This window comes from Microbulbifer mixtoriginis (SeqCode), from assembly GCF_052467235.1.
The window spans coordinates 136,850-159,247 of record NZ_CP174305.1 but is presented as its reverse complement, the minus strand read 5'-3'; the positions used below and the strand labels follow the sequence as shown (position 1 = coordinate 159,247).

The 22,398-nt window shown below is 42.8% G+C and carries 21 protein-coding genes; 16 read left to right on the top strand and 5 right to left on the bottom strand.

What is annotated here, in order from left to right; translation table 11 throughout:
* Positions 1-192: 192 nt before the first annotated feature.
* From ACJJIO_RS00680 to ACJJIO_RS00645, 8 genes are all read left to right on the top strand, one after another.
* Positions 193-405, top strand: a complete 213-nt coding sequence (locus ACJJIO_RS00680; protein ID WP_444909829.1) for a ketopantoate reductase family protein — start codon at positions 193-195, stop codon at positions 403-405.
* Positions 396-1,139: a ketopantoate reductase family protein gene (locus ACJJIO_RS00675; RefSeq protein WP_444909828.1), complete on the top strand. Its 744-nt coding sequence runs from the start codon at positions 396-398 to the stop codon at positions 1,137-1,139. Before ACJJIO_RS00680 ends, ACJJIO_RS00675 begins: the two co-directional genes overlap by 10 nt.
* Before the next feature lie 481 nt (positions 1,140-1,620).
* The gene (locus ACJJIO_RS00670) at positions 1,621-1,872 is read left to right on the top strand and encodes a hypothetical protein (protein ID WP_444909827.1); all 252 of its coding nucleotides are present in this window, start codon (positions 1,621-1,623) and stop codon (positions 1,870-1,872) included.
* A 732-nt stretch (positions 1,873-2,604) separates the two neighbouring features.
* Entirely contained in the window at positions 2,605-2,931 is a 327-nt protein-coding gene (locus ACJJIO_RS00665) for a hypothetical protein (RefSeq protein WP_444909826.1), read from the top strand.
* A 105-nt stretch (positions 2,932-3,036) separates the two neighbouring features.
* Entirely contained in the window at positions 3,037-3,393 is a 357-nt protein-coding gene (locus ACJJIO_RS00660; protein WP_444909825.1) for a VOC family protein, read from the top strand.
* Between the two features lie 246 nt (positions 3,394-3,639).
* Positions 3,640-4,800 (top strand): acyltransferase family protein, encoded by a 1,161-nt coding sequence (locus ACJJIO_RS00655; protein WP_444909824.1) that lies wholly within the window; start codon positions 3,640-3,642, stop codon positions 4,798-4,800.
* Between the two features lie 717 nt (positions 4,801-5,517).
* Positions 5,518-6,876: a serine hydrolase domain-containing protein gene (locus tag ACJJIO_RS00650; protein WP_444909823.1), complete on the top strand. Its 1,359-nt coding sequence runs from the start codon at positions 5,518-5,520 to the stop codon at positions 6,874-6,876.
* A 1,387-nt stretch (positions 6,877-8,263) separates the two neighbouring features.
* Complete coding sequence (locus tag ACJJIO_RS00645; protein WP_444888815.1) at positions 8,264-8,707, top strand: hypothetical protein; 444 nt, start codon at positions 8,264-8,266, stop codon at positions 8,705-8,707.
* Positions 8,708-8,868: 161 nt separating this feature from the next.
* Here ACJJIO_RS00645 and ACJJIO_RS00640 read toward each other — a convergent pair whose 3' ends face one another.
* Positions 8,869-9,921, bottom strand: a complete 1,053-nt coding sequence (locus ACJJIO_RS00640; protein ID WP_252085628.1) for a DMT family transporter — start codon at positions 9,919-9,921, stop codon at positions 8,869-8,871.
* An 862-nt stretch (positions 9,922-10,783) separates the two neighbouring features.
* On the opposite strand from ACJJIO_RS00640, the gene ACJJIO_RS00635 reads away from it, so the two are divergent.
* Positions 10,784-11,185, top strand: coding sequence for a VOC family protein (locus tag ACJJIO_RS00635; RefSeq protein ID WP_444909822.1), 402 nt, complete (start codon positions 10,784-10,786; stop codon positions 11,183-11,185).
* 449 nt (positions 11,186-11,634) lie between these two features.
* Here ACJJIO_RS00635 and ACJJIO_RS00630 read toward each other — a convergent pair whose 3' ends face one another.
* The gene (locus tag ACJJIO_RS00630; protein WP_444909821.1) at positions 11,635-12,129 is read right to left on the bottom strand and encodes a DoxX family protein; all 495 of its coding nucleotides are present in this window, start codon (positions 12,127-12,129) and stop codon (positions 11,635-11,637) included.
* Between the two features lie 1,075 nt (positions 12,130-13,204).
* Between ACJJIO_RS00630 and ACJJIO_RS00625 the strand changes: the two genes are divergently transcribed.
* Positions 13,205-13,711, top strand: coding sequence for a GNAT family N-acetyltransferase (locus ACJJIO_RS00625; protein WP_444909820.1), 507 nt, complete (start codon positions 13,205-13,207; stop codon positions 13,709-13,711).
* Positions 13,712-14,072: 361 nt separating this feature from the next.
* Here ACJJIO_RS00625 and ACJJIO_RS00620 read toward each other — a convergent pair whose 3' ends face one another.
* Positions 14,073-14,900: a DUF2306 domain-containing protein gene (locus ACJJIO_RS00620; protein ID WP_444909819.1), complete on the bottom strand. Its 828-nt coding sequence runs from the start codon at positions 14,898-14,900 to the stop codon at positions 14,073-14,075.
* Positions 14,901-15,090: 190 nt separating this feature from the next.
* On the opposite strand from ACJJIO_RS00620, the gene ACJJIO_RS00615 reads away from it, so the two are divergent.
* The 5 genes from ACJJIO_RS00615 (at position 15,091) to ACJJIO_RS00595 (ending at position 18,813) form a co-directional block, all read left to right on the top strand.
* On the top strand, positions 15,091-16,362 hold the full coding sequence (locus ACJJIO_RS00615; protein WP_444909818.1) for a sensor histidine kinase: 1,272 nt from the start codon (positions 15,091-15,093) through the stop codon (positions 16,360-16,362).
* Entirely contained in the window at positions 16,362-17,036 is a 675-nt protein-coding gene (locus ACJJIO_RS00610) for a response regulator (protein WP_444909817.1), read from the top strand. Before ACJJIO_RS00615 ends, ACJJIO_RS00610 begins: the two co-directional genes overlap by 1 nt.
* Positions 17,023-17,475, top strand: a complete 453-nt coding sequence (locus tag ACJJIO_RS00605) for a hypothetical protein (protein WP_444909816.1) — start codon at positions 17,023-17,025, stop codon at positions 17,473-17,475. Before ACJJIO_RS00610 ends, ACJJIO_RS00605 begins: the two co-directional genes overlap by 14 nt.
* A 524-nt stretch (positions 17,476-17,999) precedes the next feature.
* Positions 18,000-18,431, top strand: coding sequence for a DUF1877 family protein (locus ACJJIO_RS00600; RefSeq protein WP_444909815.1), 432 nt, complete (start codon positions 18,000-18,002; stop codon positions 18,429-18,431).
* 133 nt (positions 18,432-18,564) lie between these two features.
* Positions 18,565-18,813, top strand: coding sequence for a hypothetical protein (locus ACJJIO_RS00595; protein ID WP_444909814.1), 249 nt, complete (start codon positions 18,565-18,567; stop codon positions 18,811-18,813).
* A 706-nt stretch (positions 18,814-19,519) separates the two neighbouring features.
* Here the strand turns inward: ACJJIO_RS00595 and ACJJIO_RS00590 are convergent.
* Positions 19,520-19,954 carry a PACE efflux transporter gene (locus tag ACJJIO_RS00590; protein WP_444909813.1) on the bottom strand — a complete coding sequence of 145 codons (435 nt, stop codon included), beginning with the start codon at positions 19,952-19,954 and terminating at the stop codon, positions 19,520-19,522.
* A gap of 101 nt (positions 19,955-20,055) precedes the next feature.
* On the opposite strand from ACJJIO_RS00590, the gene ACJJIO_RS00585 reads away from it, so the two are divergent.
* Positions 20,056-20,961 (top strand): LysR family transcriptional regulator, encoded by a 906-nt coding sequence (locus ACJJIO_RS00585; RefSeq protein WP_444909812.1) that lies wholly within the window; start codon positions 20,056-20,058, stop codon positions 20,959-20,961.
* Here the strand turns inward: ACJJIO_RS00585 and ACJJIO_RS00580 are convergent.
* On the bottom strand, positions 20,956-21,837 hold the full coding sequence (locus tag ACJJIO_RS00580; RefSeq protein WP_444909811.1) for an SDR family oxidoreductase: 882 nt from the start codon (positions 21,835-21,837) through the stop codon (positions 20,956-20,958). The two genes, ACJJIO_RS00585 and ACJJIO_RS00580, sit on opposite strands and share 6 nt — an antisense overlap.
* Between the last annotated feature and the right edge of the window lie 561 nt (positions 21,838-22,398).

Here is a 22,398-nt window from a genome sequence, read left to right as displayed (position 1 = left end):
GAAACACACCTGGTTGGGCTCATAACATGGTTCGTTTTTCCTAACAGCAATAGTCGAGTAGATTTTTTTCTCCAGGTCTTAATGCAAAAGCTAAAGTAGTAGTTAGGCGTTGCTTTCAAAGCCCTTTTGATTGCTATTCTTAGCAAGTCGATATGGTTAAAAGACCATTTGAAGCGCGGGGAAAAGAACGAGATGAATATTATTGTTATGGGCGCCGGAGCCCTCGGAAGCTACTTTGGAGGCCACCTGGCGAGGGCAGGACACAAAGTGCTCTTTATTGCTCGAGGGAGGCAGCTGAAGGCACTTAAAGAGCGTGGTTTAACGGTGCTGCCACTTGAAGAAGAGCCCTTTACTATCCAGGTTGATGCTGCGGAGACTACGACTTCGGTGGGGGAGTGGATCTAATCCACTTCTGCGTTAAGACCTACGATACCGAAGCAGCCATAAAGCTTATCGCCCGTGCTGTAGGTGAAGACACAAAGGTGCTTACCCTGCAGAATGGTGTCGACTCCTTGGATTCCCTGAACGAAGCCTTTGGGCGAAAAGCTATTCTGGGCGGTATCTCATGGACTAATGTGGCGATCGAAGAGCCTGGAGTTGTGCGGCACAGATATCCCGGCCCACTTGTCTTTGGTGATCCAAATGCAACTGGCTCAAAGCGCACCCAAGTGCTTAAAGATACATTTCTACAAGCTGGGGTTGTCGCTAAGGTCAGTGATGATATCACTCGGGCTATTTGGGAGAAGTTCCTGTTCATCTGTGCGGTGAATGGAATCACAGCACTCACACGATTGCCTGTGGGTACGCTTCTAGCCTGCCATGCCTCTCGCGAGTTATTTGTTGACATTATGTGTGAGGTTTATTCCTTAGCACGGCGAATTGGAATAGAGCTTTCGGAGGATACGGTTGAGCGTACAATTAGGCATATGGAGAGGGAGTTGCCTCCTGGAGTACTCAATAAGACTCTTGGTTCGATGTACTTCGACATAGCATCTGGAAGGCGCCTAGAGCTTGAGTCTCTAAATGGTGCTGTTGTGCAAAGAGGGAAGCAGCTGAAGGTAGCAACACCGGTTAACAGTTTTGACTACGGGGCATTGAAGCCCTGGGCCAATGGCGAGCCTATGCGCAATGGGGTATAACAAGTTGAGCAAACACCCCGTATATAGCGCTTGATTCAAACGTTTCCTCCCATTTCCTTGATCAGTGTACAAAAACAAGCCGTTGCTGAGTCGGATTCGGGGTTACTTCATAAAAACACAATCATGGACTTCTTGGGTTAATGGTTTGGAGTAGTTGATAGCTCCCGTTTAACCAGATACCGCCAATGTGGTCATGTAGTGACCTATCTCGCCCTCCCCATTACAACCATGCCTCAATGGTCTCGCGTATCCGGAATCCCCTGGAGCTACCGGATCAGTGTGATGTCATTATCGAAAACGATTGTTATAGTAATAATATTAGCTGGAGGGGCCTGTGACTGTGTTCCTCACCTAGAAGGTGGCTTCAGCACGGACCATAGGCAGCAGGTAAATGAAGGGGAGGCATCCCCACAGAGTAAAGGCACGTTCGTAACAACTAGAGGACTAGGTTCTGAGGACTAGAGAAGAAGCATTTCAGCTATTGGACAATCTGGATGCGCCCCAGCATCTCATTAATCACGTTACATTAGTTGGTGAGGCGGCCGATCTCCTGATTAAAAAGTTTATCGAAATGAAAGTGAATTTCGATCCGGACTTTGTCCGTGTTGGTGTAGTGATACATGATATTGGGAAAATTATACATACCAATGAAATGTATGGCCCAGGATCACAGCATGAACCTGAAGGTGAAAGGATATTACTATCAAAAGGTTTTACACCAGCAATCGCTTGATGCTGTCTTTCTCATGCCCGTTGGAGTGATATGGAATGTACGATAGAAGAGCTAGCGATAGCGCTCTCAGACAAGTTGTGGAAAGGCAAGCGCGTAGAGGAGCTTGAGCTCCAAATAATAGACCGAATATCACATATCTTAGATGTGGAACGTTGGGATATCTTCTCCGAATTAGATTTATGCTTTGAGAGTATTGCTAGTGAAGGCCTTAAGCGGTTACAGCGGAGTGTCACTAGTGGATAGATTATTCGAGATTTCTCTGAGTAAAATGGTACGTTATTTTCTAATAAGAAGCATTCAAAATTGACGTCACTTTATTAAGAAGCTCCAAGATTATAAATTAACAGCCAATTGATTTATCTCTTTCCTTAAATCCTGATATGGTTACCGGGAAAAATGATACACGTGTTGGCAGAAGCCAGTGATTATCTACTGCTTGATATACTTTTGTAGGATGTGGAAACCGAAGCTAACAGATCAAGGGGTTATTGTCGAGTTGATTGTTTTGAGTAGTCTTAAGTCATGATAGCCGAATTACTGTGAACCTTACTTAAAAAATAGAAGTTTTTGGGTTTATTTTTGGTTGGGCTTTGAACTCATTTTTAATTGGCACCGTATTCTTTAGACTCGATAGTGAGTTGAAATATAACTTGCATCAAGTGTGAGGGTGAAATGATACTCGTATTAAAGAAAGATTATGAATAAGGTGCTGGGCACCAAGGGAAGATTGTAATGTGCAGCAAAGGAAAGTTGGCTGGTTGGGCGTTATCAATATATGCTTTTCTATCACTTATAATATATATTTTTGGTTTTGCTGTTTTCTATTTTTTCTTTTTTAGTGAATTTCCTGAGTTGTTATCGTGGGCATTCATAGTTCTTTTAGTGTTATTGATGTCTATCAATTCTATTGGTCTGGCAGCAGGTATAAAGTTGATCCAAGAGGATAGAGGGGCATACAAAATAGCTATCCCTTATTCAATATTCTGCTTACTCAATTTCCCTGTTGGCACAGCGGTCGGCTTTTTCTGTCTGTGGGTATATTATGAGAAGAACGGTTAAGTGATGGTGGGTAGATATTTTGTAACCAGCCTCTCTGTGGTGAAGAATCTATGTATTCTTATGTTGAGTGCTTAATATTGTTGGCCACATTTATGGAGTCATGATATGAAGATGAACTATGTGGTTCTCGGTAGTAATGATCTGGAGGCATCAATAAGGTTTTACAATTCACTTTTTGAAGATACGGGATTTGAACAACTATTCTCTAATGAAAGGATGACTTTTTGGCGGTACAAAGAGTTTACATTTTCGGTGGCAGAGCCCTTTGATGGGGAAGAAGCTACGAATGGAAATGGAACAATGATTGGATTTAATGCTGAATCAAAGAAAGAGGTGGTAAGACTATATGATAAAGCGGTTGAATTGGGTGGCACCTATGCGGGTAAACCAGCTCAGCGGGGCTTGAAATTTGCCGCATATGTAAGAGATTTAGATGGGAACAAAATATGTTTTTTTGAATAGGATATTTCAATGAGGTGGGTGATTTTTACTTTAGGATGTCTGCTTTTGGTGTGATATTTCATAGAGCTATAACTATCAATTGATAGAGTTTGATAGGAAGCGTCATGAAAAGAAGAGAAATGCATAGTGGGCTAATGGCAGCTTTTGTTAAAACTTAATTCTACTAAAATTATTCTTAGTGCTACCAAAAGGGAATGAAGATAAAGCCTATGCTATTAAAATTTAGAGTATCATGGAAAGAGCTGTATGAATAACGTCAGGGTTTCCGAGCTAGATTGGTTAAGAGTTATATTGATTTTGGCAGTATTCCTACATCATGCATTAATGCCGTTTAATGGGGATAAATGGCATATCATGAATGCGGAGTCTAGCAAGCTGCTTGATGATGTTATGGTATATTTTGAGCAATTCAGGCTGCCAACACTATTTTTTATTGCTGGTGTAGGAAGTGTATTGTTGCTCCGCAAAGTCTATCCATCTCAGTTTTTACGAGATAAATTTTTCAGATTGTTTATTCCTTTACTTGTAGGGGTGTTAATTGTTGTGCCGCCTCAGAATTATATTGAGGATATTGGCCAATATGACTCATTTTTGCAGGCCCTTCCTCAGCTTGCTCTTAAGTTTGATTCAAACCATCTATGGTTTATTGAGTACTTGGTCTTCTTTTCTTTGCTTGCAGTACCGTTTTATTTTTTTCTAAGGTCACAATGGTCAAATTCATTTAAAGGATTTGTAGAGTATTTGTCGGATACATCAAGTGGTCTATTTGGATTAGTTTTGGTATTGATTGTAATCAGAGTGGGTCTGAAATTATATTTTCCTGATAATGGTCATGGTATAGGCAACCCGTCTTCCACTTTGTTTTATCTTTATTTCTTCTTTGTCGGTATGTTTTTCATACAGTCTCGGAAGGTTTGGGCATCATTAGAGAAGTATCGGAAGGTAAACTTTGTGTGGTTGCTGGTCAGCTCATTCATTTTTTATGCTTATTACTATTCTCCGGACTTAAGCGAGTATTTGTCGTTGCAAGCTCGTTGGTCAATTTGGTGGTTTGTAGGTTGTTTGGTCGCCTGGTCAGCGTTATTGACCCTGTTAGGTTATGCTCAGCGCCACCTAGCAAGCACCCCTAAATGGCTAAAATTTAGTAATGAACTGATATATCCATTTTACATTTTTCACCAAACGGTCATCGTTGTGCTTGGTTACTTTGTAATTAGCTTGTCAATGTCTTTGACGTATAAAGCTATGGTACTAGCTGTTGGTTCTTTTTTGATAACTACAGCTATATGCTTGTTAGTTGTATATCCATTCAACGTAACTCGTAGACTCTTTGGGCTTAAGCCTAGAAGAAGTAACGTAAGTGATGATATTGTTTGCAATAAAAGAATTCACGGGACTGTCAGGTAATCGCAGTGTAAGTTTGAGAATTGCAGTTTCTAACTGATAAGGCATGATTGTTATAAAGAGTAGATGGAGTACCGTGATGAGTTTTTCTAAATTTATTAGGAGAGTGGTCACATAATAATTTATAGGACTACTTTGGTTGAGGGCATCTGTCTCTAATCAGCTACTTTTAGCACCTAGTATTGTAGGTGAGACGTATGTTTTAATGTTTTGGATGTAGCTGGTTCTGAGAGTTAGTATTAAAATCTTAACTTCCCACTGATGATAAAGCTGTAAGTGGGCTCTGCGATGAGGGGGCTTACTGGAGGAGCGTGGTGGTCCCTTAGACGGTAGATGTACTTAAATGGAAAAGAGTAGCAAAGAAACTCTTGCAAGTTTAATTGGACTACGGAGTTTGCCTGGCCATGAATGGTAATCCTCACTACAGCAGAACAGCTCAATATATCTGGTACAAAAATCTAACCTAGAAGATGGCAAGTAAGACTATAGTATCAATTTTACTTCAGAGTAAACCCGGACTACTCAACGTCTCACTCTATCATATATTGATTCGGAAAATTGCTCTTCTTAAATTGATAGTTTTGATTAAGTAAACTGTAAAGATAGCAGTTACTTAAAGTGAAAATTGGAATAATTTTTTAATAAAAAATAAAATCAATGTTATATTCTATTTTTGAGAAGCTTCTTTGTGCAAGTTCGTTACAAAAGGATAGGGGTAAAATGAAAAGATTAATACTTGGCATATTTCTACTGATGTTGAATTTAAATGTGTCTTTTGCTGATGTGATAGAGGATAGGCAGAGGCGTTACAAAGAAATTTTGGTGGAAAACGTTAAAATAGATGAGCCTGGTGTCGCCGTTATTGTCAGTAAAAAAGGAAAGGTGATTTTCCAGGGAGCTCATGGCCTCGCAAATCTAGAGCACAATATACCCTTAACAGCTAATAGTGTATTTCGCTTGGGTTCTATCACTAAACAGTTTACTGCAGCAGCAATAATGATGTTGCAGGAACAAGGTAAGCTTTCAATAACGGATAATATTCATAAATATGCACCTGATTTTCCAACTGAAGGGAGTGATGTAACCATTGAGCATCTTTTAACTCACACTTCTGGTATTGCTAATTACACTGAAGATGAGGAGATTTTTGCTAAAGAAATACAGTTGCCGACAACCATTGACGATATGCTAATTCGATTTGCCAAGCACCCGATGAAATTTAAGCCAGGCGAGCAGATGCGTTATTCGAATACGGGCTATGTTCTTTTGGGAAAAGTTATTGAGGTTGCTAGTGGGCAATCATATGCTGATTTTATCGATGAAAATATTTTTAAGAAAGTCGGCATGAAATCTAGCTACTATGGTGGTTCCAAAGTTATCCCAAATAGGGCTAATGGTTATGATACATCACCTGATGGCGTAGTTAATGCTATGTATATCGATATGATGTGGCCTCATGCTGCTGGAGCACTTTTATCTACTGTGACAGATCTGGATATATGGTTCAAAGCTTTACGAGATGGCGAGGTACTTTCCAAAGAAAGTTATCAGAAAATGATTGAACCGTTCAAGTTGAATGATGATTCTATGTCAAATTATGGCTATGGGTTGGGCATCGGAAAACTTAATGAATATGACATGGTAGCACACAGTGGTGGTATACCAGGTTTTACTACTGATGCATTTTATATTCCATCTGAAGATTTGTACATTGCCGTCTTAAGTAATCTAAGTAGCCGTAACCCAAGTTTAATTAGTAAGTTATTAGCAGCTGAAGTTCTTGATATACCTGTGCCGAAGTTTAAATCAGTCGAATTAGATGAAAGTAAAGTTAAAGGGCTTCTGGGTAGCTATAAGATTGATGAAAATTCCGTTAGGACATTATCTTTGGAAGATGGAATTTTTTATTCTCAACGAAGTGGTGGTCCAAAATACGAAATTATTCCAATGTCTGAGAATAGTTTCTATTTCGAGAATACTTTGACCTATATGGTTATTGAGCAGGATAAAAATGGTAAGCAGGTCATGAGTTTCTATAATGATCTCGCCGTAAAGCCCCAGCAGGCAGTCAAGTTGTAGAAATATTTTACCCCCTCTTAAAAGAAGGATAGAGAGGGGGTAAATTGCCGCCATCAGGTATAAGGATAATATGAAAGTTGACTTAATCTTTCTTTATCGTGTTCATGTGTAATCAAATATGGGAAAGCTTCTTATGGATAATGCTCCCACTGCTACGATAGGTATACTCTTAATGCCTATTCTAATAACAGGAGGGGTAATCCCAGAAACTCATGAAGATTCTTGTAGTTTTGTTTCGCACAGTAGAATTAAAGTAGAAGGCTCGACTGAAGTCGCTTGGGCAATCAACTGAAATGGCTTGGATAAATTAAAAGAAATGTCGGAATCACCCTGTAAAAAATCAAAGAGTAATATCATCATATTCAGTAACCATATCTGAAGAATTTGTAATTCAATCTATCAATTGAGAATTATGAAAATACACCATTTAGAAATTGTTACTCTAAATGTAGATAAAGTATGTGCAGCATACGAAGCTGCTCATAATGTCTGATTTGATGATGCTGATGAACTTCTCGGTGGAGCTCGAACATGTAGCTTAAAAGATGGCAGTATCGTCGATGTGCGTCGACCTTTACGAGAATCATAAGAGCTCGTAGTTCGCCCATATTGGCTTGTTGAGGACATAGAAAAAGCCATAAGCTTTATTAAAGCTCAAGGGGCAAAGATTGCGGTTCCACCATTAGAGATACCTGGTAAAGGGATATTCGCTATTTATATCAATGGCGCTGTTGATCATGGATTTTGGCAAGTTTGACAAGGGTAATTTTATTAGCCATCGAGTAATAGCTCAAAAATTGTCTTGATTTTATTACGATGATTGAAGCTAGGTTCACTCTCTACAAGCCCTACAATCGATCAATTTTTGATCTCCATATAAATCATCTTTGTGGTAGATGAGAAGGAATTTAGGGGACGTGGATTCTCTCTCTAACAATTATTTTAATTCTTATCTTAACTCAATAATCTATATGCAAGTATTCCGCTAGAGAATGATTAAAGTATCTCTGGCTCAGCTGGCTTCAGATTTAAGCATGTGATCAAAGCATTGGGTCGACGGTTCGGTACTTAATCTAATTATGAAGCCTGGCCTGAGTAGAATAATTTTTACAAGATCGCCATATATCCCTGCTTAGACAAATAATACAGTTAAATACGCATTTTGGATGCATGTAAATTTTAATAAGGAAACCTTTAACTACAGTTTAATCTGGCAAATTTGGGGTGACTAAAAGACCTTGGTTTCAAATGGTTCTTTTTTATATGTTATAATGGATTTAGATTTTAGGTTTAAATATACGCCAGTTGAAGGGCTTTACGTTTTACGTTGGGCTTTTCATTGTTCTGAGTATTTTTCATTAAAACATTATATTTTAAGGTTAAATCTATGTCGAAAGTTAAAGTAGAGTGGAAAGTTATTTTACTCTCCGCTTTCGCTGGGGCTTTCTTAACGGGTATATCCCAATATTTACTTTTAAATGCTTCATATGATAATGATATTAAAAAGGCAAAATTATTGGTAAGGCAAGAGCTCCTTATGAAAGAGCTAGAAGAGCGTAAAAAAGCATATAAAGGTATAAGAAAAGCTGTCCTGGAGTTTCATAACGCCAGGTCTGAAAGAGATATGCTGGTTGCTGGAGTTAAAATTAATGCCCTTAAGCCATATTTTGAAAGGGTATATAGATCTCAAGCAAGTGTTGAAGCTTGGCGGGAAAAAATGATGGAAAAAATTAAAAATAAGGATAAAGAAGCCTCTGACGATTTTTTTGAAGAGATGGAGGCGGCTTTTCATGCAGATTTAAAAAGAATTGAAAGTCAAATACTTGAATAACCTTTAATCAGCACATCCGTCAATTAAATTCCCTATGCTTCTGAACCCTGATTTTGAAGACGTAAGCTAATGATCTAGCTTAAGGTGTTATTTTAATGATAGATTTAACTTAAACCTGTAGCTCTAAATTAAATATAAAATGTGATCAGTAAAATACTGATTTATACACCCTTAAATGAGCATGGCTTTTCATACTTCATTTCGACGGCTTTTTGTTCACGATATTGACCGAGTAGTGAGATTCCTATTCCGGCCATGATAATAATTCCTCCAATAATTTGAGCAAAGTTTGGAATCTCTTGAAGGATAACGAAGGCGAAGAAAGTGCCTGCTACGGGGGTGATGGCGGTAGCGATAGAGATGTCGGCAGAGCTGGCCCCTCCTTGGAGCCCTTTAAACCAGGTGATCTGCCCAAAAACAATAATGACCGCCCCATATACAAGCATCCACACCCAGAGGAATGGGGAAAGGAGGTCGTTAAAGTGGTTGGCTCCAAATACAGAGAGGACAATGACGGAGAAGAGGATCACACCTGCAAGCATGCGGAAAACTGAAAAGACGCCAATAGGGACGCGATCAAGCAGTTTCCGACTGACCTGAACGGCAATGACGCCTAAGAGTGTTGCTACAGCGGTTAAAATTTCTCCAGCTTTGGGGAGGGTTTCTAGGAATTGGTTCATTGCTGGATTTCCAAGATTCAGCATTTTCATGCTCATTGGATCTTCCATCGGAGGTTGATGTAGCACAAAAATTGCAATAACACCAACCGTTACCACAAGGGCGCCCACTATTGAGAACCCTGTTGGCTTCTCCCGGAACATTAAAAAAGCAAATAAGAGTCCTAAGGGAGCATCTAAAGTTGCGATTAAAACGACATTAGTCACCTCTGTGATCATTAGAGCAATAAAAAAGAAAGCTGGGGCAAGAACACCAGACATCAAGATGAGCACAAACATGTAAAACCAGTCTTTGAAAGGGTACTGTTTTAAGATGCTGAGGCGCCAATCTTTCCTATAGATTATCAAAAGGGTGATACCCGCCAAGAGATTTCCTGCGAACAAGAGGTTGCAAAAAGAGATGGGATTGTTTCCATTAATGAGATGATGGGCACCGAGCTCCCCAATTTTCGCAACAACAGAGTTGGAAGCGGCAAAGATAAGAATCGAAATCCATAGCCAAAATCGGGTACTTTTTACGGTGTGCTGATTTTCCATTTTCAATCCCCTGAGTGCTATGGCAAGCTTAAGCGGATTTACCTCGCCCTTTGCCAACTACGACTTATCTGATAGTGAAGGTGGGTCATTCTAATCTGGATTAGTTTAGACTAAATCTCATAATCGGCTGCCTAAAAGCAGTTAAAATTAATCTATATATCCACGTCAGAGTGATTTTTCTGGTCAATGTTTGAGGCAATGTTACACACTTTCCACCTGCGCTCAGTAAAATATTCGAATTTAGTTCGGAAAACATGATTGTGAAATCTGATTGAGCGATGGATTTTATAGGCGTAATTTCATCTCTTATGCTGCATCGTCAAACAGTCAAGAGATGGATATTTTTAAGAGCTGAAAGTTTTTATGAGTTAGTGACGCTAATGGATGTTCGACTGCCTAAGGTGGTAGATCTCTTCTCGGTGGATAGAGTGAGGTCTAGGGCTTGGAAGTCCATAACCACTTGATCGTTTTTCACTTCCTGCACTGTGACTGAGACATTGTAACTAATTCTTAGTTTTGGACGGTTGAGCGCTATGGGTTAACCGGCTCGTTTTCTGCTAACACTCAAGATCAAGGTAAGTATTCTAAGCTGGGGAAGCTTGGTAATAAATGGTGCCTGTAGTCTCATCATGGTGAACATAAAGGTAGAGAGTATCGAGTTGTGAAAGGTGGGTGTTAGGTTCCCAGTGATTAGGGAATTCTTCCAGAGTAATGAATATATTTTACTCTTTTATCTCGAACCAACTTGGCTAGCTGGTTCTTCATGCTTCGTTTAACTTTCTTCTTCAGTCAATAGCCTTGGTAGTTTATACTTTGCTGGTGGGTAGCCAATGGTTACTTCGACTGTATCTTTGTGAAAGGAGTGCTAGATATCAAGCCGTTTCATCTATCGTTCGTTGTTCCAGACTTAGAAAAGGCAAGGGAGTTCTACGTAAATCTACTTGGCTGTACTGTAGGCCGAGATACAGGAGAATGGATTGATGTAATATTCTATGAGCATCAGATTACTATACATCAAGAAAAGGATGGAATGGTAGCCAAGCCTATAGATCACTTTGGCCCATTACTTGAGAAAAAACAGTGGAGTGAAGTATTAGCTTTACTCAAAGACAGTTCGATTCCATTTGTACTGGAACCACTAGTGAGAGGCAAGGACTCTGAAGATGAAGCTGGTAAATTTGTAGTTAAAGATCCGGCGGGCAATTTACTTGAGTTTAAGTACTACAATAATTTTTCAGCTACTGTAGCTGGTAATGATAAATAAAAAAGACAGATAGTAGCTATAGCTGTGTATTACTTAGCAAGTTAGTTCGACAATCCAGGCTTGATGCATCTTGCAGTCTAATCAAGTTCAACCTATTTATCTTTACTGAAAATCAATTCGGGGTGTTTCCCGACCAGGGAGCATTGTGAGCGATGCCTGGTGCCTGGCGGCAGAGTAGGTGATGGGCTTATAATGGGGAAGGTGGGCAATAGGCTTTTAAAGATTGACGGGTCTCTTCAGTTTATTCAGGGTGCTCGAATTACATATTAAAGGATGTAAAGTTGGCTAGCTGATTTTCAATTTTTCTAAGTATTCTTCCAGCCATTAGTCTAGACGATTTTTACTTCTGTTTTGTAGGTCTCCAGGGGTACATGTTTTCAATAGGGTTGCCATATTCGGGTTAAGATTGAAGAAATAACTTTACTAATTATGACGGCAGTCCAACTTCTTTAATTGTGGTTATTAATGCCTAGCTTATCAGCGATTAGGTAATCTAAGCTAAATCGACCAGGACCTGTAGTTATTAACCATACAAATAAAATAATATATAAAACTTGGGGTAGGTAAATAAACCAGCTTAGCCAATCCAATGGTCCTATGCCTTTGGGGATTGCATGCTCAATTTCAACAGTGGTGATAGCAACAATCATTACGATAATTAGTATAATCGCAACAATTGAAGAAAAAAGCCCTGCTATTAATAGTAAGCCACCAAAAAATTCTACAGAAGCTAAAAATATAGCCATAAGTTCATGAAAGGGCACTCCTATTTCTTTCATTAAATTTATTAGGTCTGCATGTCTCTCAGGTACAAATAGCTTGTTATACCCAGATACTGAGAAGAATAACCCCAATGACACACGTGCTACCAAGATAGGTATCCATTCCCAACTATGAGCACCAACAAGTATTTTCTTCGTCAGTGGAGAATCTTGTGTAAACATAAGCGCCTTCTTATATAGCTGTATTCTAACTGTCAGTTTTAATTTTAAATGCTTCGTATGCTTTTAAAGTCTTCTTTGCAGTCGGTACCAAATATTGGAATATTTTCATTCTCACCTTTTTCACTCTCACCTATAGGTGCGTATATTATAACGTCTTTTTTATTGGGGGCTGTTTGCAAGCAATTACCTCTGTCATTAGTGCTGCATCGCCAATAAATTATTTTTGTTTAGGTATTAAGCATAGCTAAAATGGCTGGCGCAGACGGAAATTGCCTTACTCGTTATACATCGAATCGGCATGATTGCACATATCCTGAATGCCAGCGACCTATCTTGACTGCGCACTCATTTCGGGTGCGAAAGCTAGAGAGATATTAAAAAACACGACAAATGCAATACAATCCGCAATGCTTTCACCATCTTAGTCTATTCAAATGTCAGGGCAAATCAAATCGATGATTGACCTTTTCCGCGCCATATGACGTGTTTGTGGTTAGGTAGCCCGCAGAGCTCCTTATCCAATGGGAGCTTTGGTGCTATTTCTAATTTTTGCCGGGACTCACTCATGGATAAGTGTGGAGATGGATCAGAATATCCTGTAGTCCTTTTGCAATCGTGGTGAATGAAAAATCGGTCAGGAACAGGAAGCAGTGAGTGGCTATATCAAGGGAAGAGATTTTAATGGGGAGAAATGTACAAATGAAAAATGCCGCCTGGCTTAATTCAAGAATTAATAAGAAGCTCGGATAAAAACAAGAGCAAAAAAGCATACTCTTTCTTATTTAAATATTTGCCCCTTTAGCCTCCTCTTCTGTAACCGAAATAATATTCCCAGCTGTTATTCTTTACCGTTTCGGTATTTTTTACCAATCTCTTTCTTTTCTACCGGTGCTCAAACTGCGGTGGGCATTCCTTGATGAGTTCGCTTGGAAAGTGGCTTAAAGCCGGAAGGTAAGGTTGGGGCCTGGGTTGTGTTCTTTGTATAGTAGGTATGATAAATTTTGTAAATGTAAAGATGCATAATATAGAGCAGCTATTTTTGAATTAACTGTTAACCTCTTTAAGAGATCATAAATTGAATATTAAAATTCGTAATGAAAGTGGTGGAGATGCTGAGACAATCCACCGAGTTACAGTCCTAGCATTTCGGGATGCTCCACATACTAATCACACTGAGCAGCTTATTGTGGAGGGTCTTCGCAAGGCAGGTGCATTATCTTTATCTCTGGTGGCTGAGTCAGATGGAGAAATTGTAGGTCACGTTGCCATTTCACCAGTTAACATTTCTGATAACTCGACCAACTGGTTTGGACTTGGGCCGATTTCAGTACTACCTGAGTATCAAGGAAGGGGAGTTGGCTCGAAACTTATGGGGAAAGCTCTTGCAGACCTTAAAGAAAAGGGGGCAGAGGGTTGTGTAGTACTTGGGGATCCTAATTATTATGGGCGCTTTGGCTTCAAGGTGATCGATGGATTGGTTTTGCCAGGGGTTCCAGCAGAGTACTTCCAGGCACTGTCATTTGGTAGCAATTTTCCGCAGGGAGAGGTTGTGTACCACGAGGCATTCTCGGTTCAAGGTTAAGAATCGGCTACACAGCGACTGACTTTCTACCGTTTTGCGGCTCTGGGCCGACGCATGGCCTGAGTCAAGCACGGTTTATACACCGTTATTTGCTAGGGTTGTCTCTATAGAGATTATTAAGGCTCTTTTTGGGCCTCCTTCCTTGGAGAATCTACTTTCAACGCTTCCCATTGCCTGCTTTCGCTCGTTTCCGATACGTACATAGATCTCTTCTTCGGTTGATAGTCTTGGCGATTTATATTCTTATTTGGCGGGTGCCTAGGTTTACCATTCGAGTTTTCCTACAAAGTTGAATTTACGAGTCGTGAACCTCTACAGCCAAATCCGCGTAAGAAATCCACGATTATCAGCTCGATTAACCTTAGATCCGTGGCAACCACATGCCCATCGTAGCGGCAAAAATACCAATGGCCATAAACACAGTCAGAGGTATCAGGGTACTGACAAAAGCAATCTGAGTACCTTGTGCGGTTCCACGCTTTTGACAGTGAAAATACCATTCCAGCATGGCCAGCGGGAGCAGGTATTGGCCGAAGCCCAGTGCATACAGGAATGGCCCGGTAAAAGATTCCCAGTCGACCCCCCAGCCGCCGGTGAGCATTGCCCAGCCCATCAAGGCTACACGAAAGAACCACACCGCACTGGCAGCCATAAATAGGCGTAAGGCCCAGCGACGGTGCTCAGCAAAGCGTCTGGCCATCGCGGTACGCACCGCCAGAAAGGCAAACGCCAAAATTAGTATGCCATCCATGGTGATGCTGATTTGCGACACTAAATTACCAATAGTGTGCCGCGTCCAGGTCATGTAGAGCCCCGCAATACTGGCGATGACGGCAGTCAGCAGATAGCTGCGTCCCAACCAACGATGGAAGTTGGGGGCATGCCGTCGCACCGAAGGGATCAGCTGCAGGGGCCCACTGCCGATTACAATTGCGGCCAATAGCACGTGACTCACCGAAGCGAGATTACCCAGTGTATCTCCCTCGCGGAAGCCTGCCGGAAGGTGCAGTCCTTTCAAGCCGTGCACCCCCGATTCGGCAATGGGTGGGTAGAAGACGGCCAGGATATAGGCAAAGAAGATCGCATGGCCGATGGCCGCGATGCAGAACCAGGTTTTTACCGACAGGTAAACGGCCCGCCGGGTGTCGAATGATCGCGGCAGTGTTTGGCTGAGTACAGCGTCGTTCATGGGGTTTCTCCAGGCGTTTATGGTACGTGCTTGGGCTGAATGTGCCTGCCGAGCATGTTCGGTTTTTTCAGGCACACGCACATCGGCCACAGGCAGGAATCTGACCTCCCCCAAAAGGTGGAGATGCGACTGCTCCCGCCTCCCCCGAAAGCCCCATGACAGCTGGTTGCGCCTGGTTTAGCATGCGAAAATGAAATCGTCGTCCCTAAATACACCTGCGCCGAATCCGCTCAACACCAGCTCGGAACTACCCAAGCTTCCGGTGTGGCAGCCCTTCCGCGGGCCATTTGAACGCTGGCCGCACCTGACTGATCTGCTCATCGCCTTGCTCATGTTTTTGCTGACGCTACTGATGTGGTCGCGCGACGAGGCGCGGGAAGTGCTGGCCATGCAAAATCTGGGGGATGTTATTGCTTTCCAGTGTGCGTTCATTGGCTCCTTCGCTCTGTTGTGGCGTCGCACACACCCCTGGCAGGTACAGGCCGTTATTCTCGGCGCAACAATATTGCTGGAACTGGGTTTACCGGCGGATGGCATCGTTGCCATGGCGGTTTCGCTGTATAGCCTTGGCCGCTACGAGGCCAACACCCGGACCAGTTTTATCGGAGTCATCGCAACGCTGGTTTTTGTGGCGATTGATCAGGGTATTCCGGTTCAACCAACTGCGGCAGGCACAGTAACGGTGATGCTGGTATGGGCGTTGTGGTATATCGGTCGTCGGCTGCGTTTTCGCGGCGAATATCTCCGCTTACTGGAAGAGAGAGCTGAGTATTTGGAGCGCGAACGCAATGCCGAATCTGAGCGTGCGGTAGCGGCCGAGCGCACACGAATCGCCCGCGAGATGCATGATGTGGTGGCGCATCAGGTGAGCCTTATGACCGTGCAAGCCGGTGCCGCCAGGGCCATCAGCCGCAATAACCCGCAAGCCGCCAGTGAGGCCATGGCTTCGGTGGAGGCTGCTGGCCGTCAGGCCATGACAGAAATGCGCCATTTACTTGGCGTACTGCGCCCGGCCAGTAGCGACACCGCGCTCACGCCGCAACCGGGTCTCAATGATTTACCGGCTCTGATTGAAAAGGTCCGGCAGGTGTTAAGCGAGGTCGACTACGAAACCCACGGCATGCTGGAGAATGTACCGACCAGCGTCGCTCTCACCGCCTATCGTATCGTTCAGGAATCTCTCACTAATGTCATCAAGCACGTTGGAGCCGCTGCGCGGGTTCAAGTGAGCCTGCGCGTAGACCATGAGACTCTAGTGATTCGTGTAGCCGATGATGGCAACACCACTGGCGACCGGCCCATGGTGGAAACAAATATTGACGAGCAGCCTGGCGGTGGGCACGGCATTGCAGGCATGCGCGAGCGCGCGGAATTGCTCGGCGGCCATCTGTATGCCAGCGCAGTAGATGGTGGTGGTTTTGAGGTATATGCACAACTACCCACAGGAATGGTGAAAACATAATGTTGCGAGTGATGGTGGTGGATGACCAGGCTTTGGTACGGTGTGGTTTTGCGCTGATCCTGAACAATGAGCCCGATATTGAGGTGGTCGCCGAGGCGGGTACCGGCATTGAGGCAGTTGAAGCCGCACGAGCGCATCAGCCGGATATCACCCTGATGGATATCCGCATGCCGGAGATGGACGGGCTGGAAGCCACGGCACGCATCCTGGAAGCTAGTGATGCAACTTGCCGTGTCATTATTTTGACCACGTTCGATCCCGATGAATACGTGTTTCGTGCGTTGAGGGCAGGGGCCAGTGGCTTTGTGCTCAAGGATATTCCCCCGGAGGCACTGGTGCAGGCAGTACGCACCGTAGCAGAGGGCGGTGCCATGCTTGCACCGGGCATCACTCAACGCCTGATCAGCCAGTTCGCACAGAAATTGGGGGCAGGGCGCAACCTGTCAGAACGCCTGGAACGCCTCACTACCCGCGAGCGTGAGGTACTGGAGGCCATCGCCGCTGGCAAGAGCAATGCCGAGATTGCCGAAGCTCTGTTTATTGGCCCCGCCACTGTGAAAACCCACGTTTCCAGCTTGCTCTCCAAACTGGGGTTACGCGATCGTGCACAGGCGGTCGTGTTCGCTTACGAATGTGGCCTGGCCACCGTAGGGGAGCGCGATGTCGGTTTCTAGGTCAACACGCGCTTTGCAACGCAATGCACTGTATCGGCTTGCTGCCATCGGCGCAGTAATTCTGGGGCTGTTCCTCACCCTCGGAGCTCAAGGTCACTTTACAGCCGTTTGGCCACTGGTAACCAGCGACGGAATGGGTTTATCCCGTCGCTTGCTGTTGATATTGCCCGGCATGATACTTGCCGGCACCGCGGTGTTGAACTTCCTGCTCTGCAAACCACTCTGGCAAGAACGTGGTTACGGCCTTAACGTTACACTTGCGGGCAATCTGCTTGCTATGAGCTATTTGCTCTACCTGTTGTTACGCGGCGTACCCAATCACCCTATTGGCGTTTTCCTCGCATTGGAGATGTCTTTTGTACTGCTGCTCGTAGTAACAAGGGCGGGACTGGTCTGGCCTGCGGTAGCAGAAGCGCCGGTTGAGAAGGGCATGCAGTAATGTATACGCTCGGGGATTGCACTAGCTACCCGGCACCTTAAACCCCAAGCTTGTTATTAACTTGCTAGCTTCTTTCTGAAGTCAGACAAATCGATTTCTCTTTGTACTTTTGAAGCCCTGACCGGGTCGTTTTTGGAAAACAACTTCACCCGTCAAAATAATTTTGATCACCACCAAAACTTTCAAAGTAAAACACCTGTCCGCTAGTATTATCACGAAGTGAATCGAAAAGAATCTTCCCGGTAAGTGCATTGCTTTTTCTCCGAAGCTCGATCGATAACTTCCTGCATAAGCTTTGCTGAAACAAAATCTACCTGCTTGATGATTAATGTTTAGATCAGCAGATCCTTGTTCAGGCTTCTATCAAAATCCTTCCTTAAATATGTATACCCGTTACAGAAGGCTTCTTGATCCACTGTATCTTTTTGTGTGATCAGGTTGATGAGCTTTGGAATTAGGGAGTAGCATGATATATAGATGTTACTTTTGAGTTAACAGTTATGTGCCTTAGGTAAATTACGAGTATGGGTTTAAGAGCGACTCTTTATCAGATCACGAAGGAACAATATCGAGAGACCGGTCAAGGTAAGAGCTATGTTGATGGAATAGATGAGTCTGTTACGCCTCTATCACTTGGTAGGTCTTGGGGCTGCATCAGTTATCTGATAACCCAAGATGAAAATGCATCATTTCTAAATACCGGCAGGCAATGTGAAGATGTGTGTGAACATTGTGAAGCTCACTCACCTGAAGCTATTAGTGAGCTTGCAACGTATTTAGATGAATGTGAGTCGTCAGCGATTATGCAGCGTTATGATTCACACACTTTGCGGCACTTAGGTGTATATAAAGCTGATTACCCCAAAATAGATATTAGTAACTACCTGGTTCAGTTTACCGATTTTGTTCGGTCCGCAAAAAATTTGGGTAACGGAATATTAGTGGTAATATGCTAGCAGAACACAACAAATTTATCTTAGTGTCTTTTGTTACTAAGCTTCATTTTAAGGTGGTCACGCCATAGTACCTCAAACTACATTTCATAACAAAAGTCCTATATAGCCACGTCAAATGATCCATGGAGAGTAGATGAAATCATTCCTCATTAATCTAATCGGCTTAGTTGGATCATGGTATTTGATTGATCTTGCTTCCAAGAACCCGCTTAATTCTACTTTTGCCCCGTTTGTATTTGCAGCTTTTTTTATATCCAGTTTGCTATGGTTTATTGTGAAGTTTGGAGTGACTCAGCGATCTGGCTTTGCTGGTGACTCCGGAGGTGGTGATTCTGGTGGCTTTAGTGGTGGAGATGGAGGGAGTGGTGATGGTGGGTGTTAAATCAATTAACAAGCCTATATTATCCGTCGCTATCGAAGCCGGAGTGTTCAGCCACCGCAAATATGAACGTTATGCATCAATAGAAGAGAATTATGAGTACTCATAAATTTGTTTGTTATGAATATTTGCAAGCACTCAAGTGAGATCCAACAGATAATTCAATGGTTTTGTGCTCCTCATGTGGCGCTGAGTGCGTGTATCTTGGAATGAAAATACCCATTCCCCAAAATCCAAACCATAAAAAATGAGAAGAGCTTAGGGTTCAATTCCTGAGTATAATGTTTAAAAGGCGGGTGTACTCGACCTTCGGCGGGTCCATGCTTTGGTTATATTTTTAGGTGAGTTGTGATAGAGGCAATAATTTCAAATTTTCGGTATTTTTTATATAAACCAAGTTATTTGCAATCCTTTGTACGTTTGCCATGTTTTGTAAATCAAACGGAAGTTATGCCAAGTATCAAGTCAATATATTTGTTCTCTTAATTCGGTTCGTGGTGGCAACTCTCCCTATTGGGTGGATGTTGCTTTGGCTCAATTACTCTGAGTCTGGCAGAAATGGGGAGCCAGGATTATCATTATTTTTTATTAACTGGTATAAAATATAATAAGAAAAGGAAAAATGACAGATAAATAGGCATTTGCTTTTGACGTAGTGTATTTTAATTGGTACCAACATTTGACCTAAAACAGACTGCTGAGCAGATCTTCAGCGTTTGTGTTCAGTAACTTGAAACGAGCTATGCAGCTTATCGAACCAGTAGTTGAATACATAGGTATATATCACGATGTAAATCACCATGACTATCTCAAGCATAAATGCTTCTAGGATAGTCAGATTAAAGCTCCAGGCGATTACTGGCAACGTCAGTACCAACATACCCCCCTCAAACAATAACGCATGTATGGCTCTAACGATAAATGTCTTTTCTGGGTTTTTACGTATATTCAATAAGTACCAGTCAAAGGCGTGATTGAAAATCATATTCCAGACCAACGCAAATAGTGATAGTCCAGCAGCAATTGCCAGCGACTGGTGTACCTCCAAATCAAACATTGGAACCACTAGTAAGCCACCCGTGAGCAGCAGAAAAAACTCGTAGGAAATTGCTTGTACTAAACGATTCTTCAATGAATAAGTCATCAATCATACTCACTCTGCTTGAGAAAATATGCTTGAATGATATATAGTTAAGTTAGATGGGAAAAGTTAGATACCATATATTAAATAGATAGATTGAGTGAATGGCAGTTTCTATTGAACAACTGGAAGCATTTGTAGCTACTGAGCAGGCTGGCTCGTTCTCAGCGGCTGCACGTAAATGTGGAAAGGCACAGTCGGTAATCAGCTCACTGGTATCGAACCTGGAAGTTGACTTGGGAGTCAATCTATTTGATCGAAGTCAACGATACCCGCGATTGACGGACGCTGGTGAGTCACTGCTGGAACGCGCACGGAATCTTATCGAGCAACGTGAGCGATTGATGGCGATCGCACAGGGGTTGTCTCTGGATGTCGAGGCCCGGTTGACGTTGGCTATTGCCCAGCATGTTCGTATTAAAAACCTGGGTGGACTCTTTCAAGAGTTTGAGACCAAATATCCGCATGTTCAAATTACGCTCAGAGCGGGAAGTGTTCAGGATGTACAGACCTGGGTTGAAGGGGATATAGCCCAACTCGGGATTATTACACAACTGGAAGAAGTGCCCGCTGGATGCGATTTCAGAGCCCTGGGCCAACTGAAGCTTACAGGCATCGCCTGCGTTGATCACCCGATTGCGAGACTCACTGAAGTTACCTGGGAAGACCTGAAACAATACCGACAAATCTTATTGCAGGAGTTTGAGATATCCAGCCAAACTCGCTGGCTGGTGTCTCCCGACGTGTGGAGTGTGTCACGTGTCGATGATGCACTTGACCTTGTCGAGGCCAATTTGGGCTGGGCAGTATTGCCACTACACGTGGTTGCGAAGGGGATAGCGGCGAAAAAATTGATACAGCTTCCCCTAGTATTTGAGCAGGAGAAAGAGCTGTCACACGGTGTAGATATTATCTGGTCCAGTAAGCGTCCACTGGGTCCCGCAGCCACTGATTTGATGAAGTGGCTGAGCACAGAGGACGCAATACTGAACAAGGATCAGTCGCTATGAAGCGTTTGACAGATCTCGGGCAAAATCTGTGATAGTTGTATCTGGTTTACCTAACACCTGCCAGGTTTTTTGACTCACTGGTTGCTCCTTTAGCTGTTCTACGTAAGTCAGCATATGCTCCATGAATACTGCCTGTTCTTCGGGCAGTCCCATTTCTGCAATGGCGGCGATAGGGAGGAGGACAATTTCTGTCCCCGGAGAATAGCCTTCGACAAACTTCTTGGCTGCTTCAGGCAAAGACATCCCCTCAGTACCTTGAACCGAAAAGCTCTGGTTGTAAGCCATCTCATTCCCGATAGCATTACCGATCATCTCTGCCAGATCTGTTGTATTGGTGTAATAGATAGGGTGAACATGATTACCGATGATAGCAAATTGGCCGTTCTCAATGAATGTAGGAAAAGTATCCAGGAAGAACGAACAGAAGAAGAAAGTGTAATCAATGCCTGAATTTTTAATGGCCTCTATACCTGGTTTACGGATTATATTGGTCTCATACTCTAGGCCCTTGTCTGCTAATTCGGGGTGTAGATAATCAATACCCGCAATCTGCATAATGTGCTGCACACCAGTGACCTTTGCAGCCTCAACGATATTAATCACTCCTTCACGTTCAGTGTGAAAGGGTAAGCTAGGGTCAAGTGACGTAGTATTCAGGGTAATATAAAGCGTTTTGGTACCAACCAGTGCCGAGACCAAGCTCTCTTTGTCCGAGACATCTGCTTCGACAAGCTGGATACTCTCTGGGAGGATAGTGCGAGCGTTAATTACGTCCCTCACGATCGCAGTTACCTTTACACCTTTTTGATCCAGTTTTCGTGCTACCTGACGACCTAAATGGCCTGTGGCGCCAATAATCGTGATATTTTTCTGCATGATTCAACCTTTAAAGTAATGAATGAAGTAGCCCATACTTTGCCTAAGGTCTAAAAAATCTTACAGTTATGTACCATCTATCAAACAGATACTACGAAAGCTTTCACTGCATCAACGTATCTAAGCGACCGACAGGTTTTAGGGGGTAATTAACTTAAAGTGGGCCATGACTGACGATTCTTCAGTCTAAATACTAAAATATTGCCTGCATCAAATTTGAAATTATGATATCGCCTTCTGATTAAATGATCACCTAATTCAGTTGGCGGGTGTCATTGGGTATTGGTATTCAGTTTATTTTGCTAATCCATTTCTTATTAATGTATAAGCATTCCAAGTGTAAGAAAAGACGTGACACTTAGTGCAGTGCCAAATGAGATCCAGGAAATGAGCTTGTGTTATGAATCTACTAGCACGTTTCACAACACCGAAGGAGTTAGGATTTAGATTGTTATCTAATCCATCTTTTAAATGGCCGCCAACTATAATTGATCATTACTTATAGATATTATAATAAAGTAAAAAGATAATCCTGCTGATACTAGGTTTTAATCATCTAGC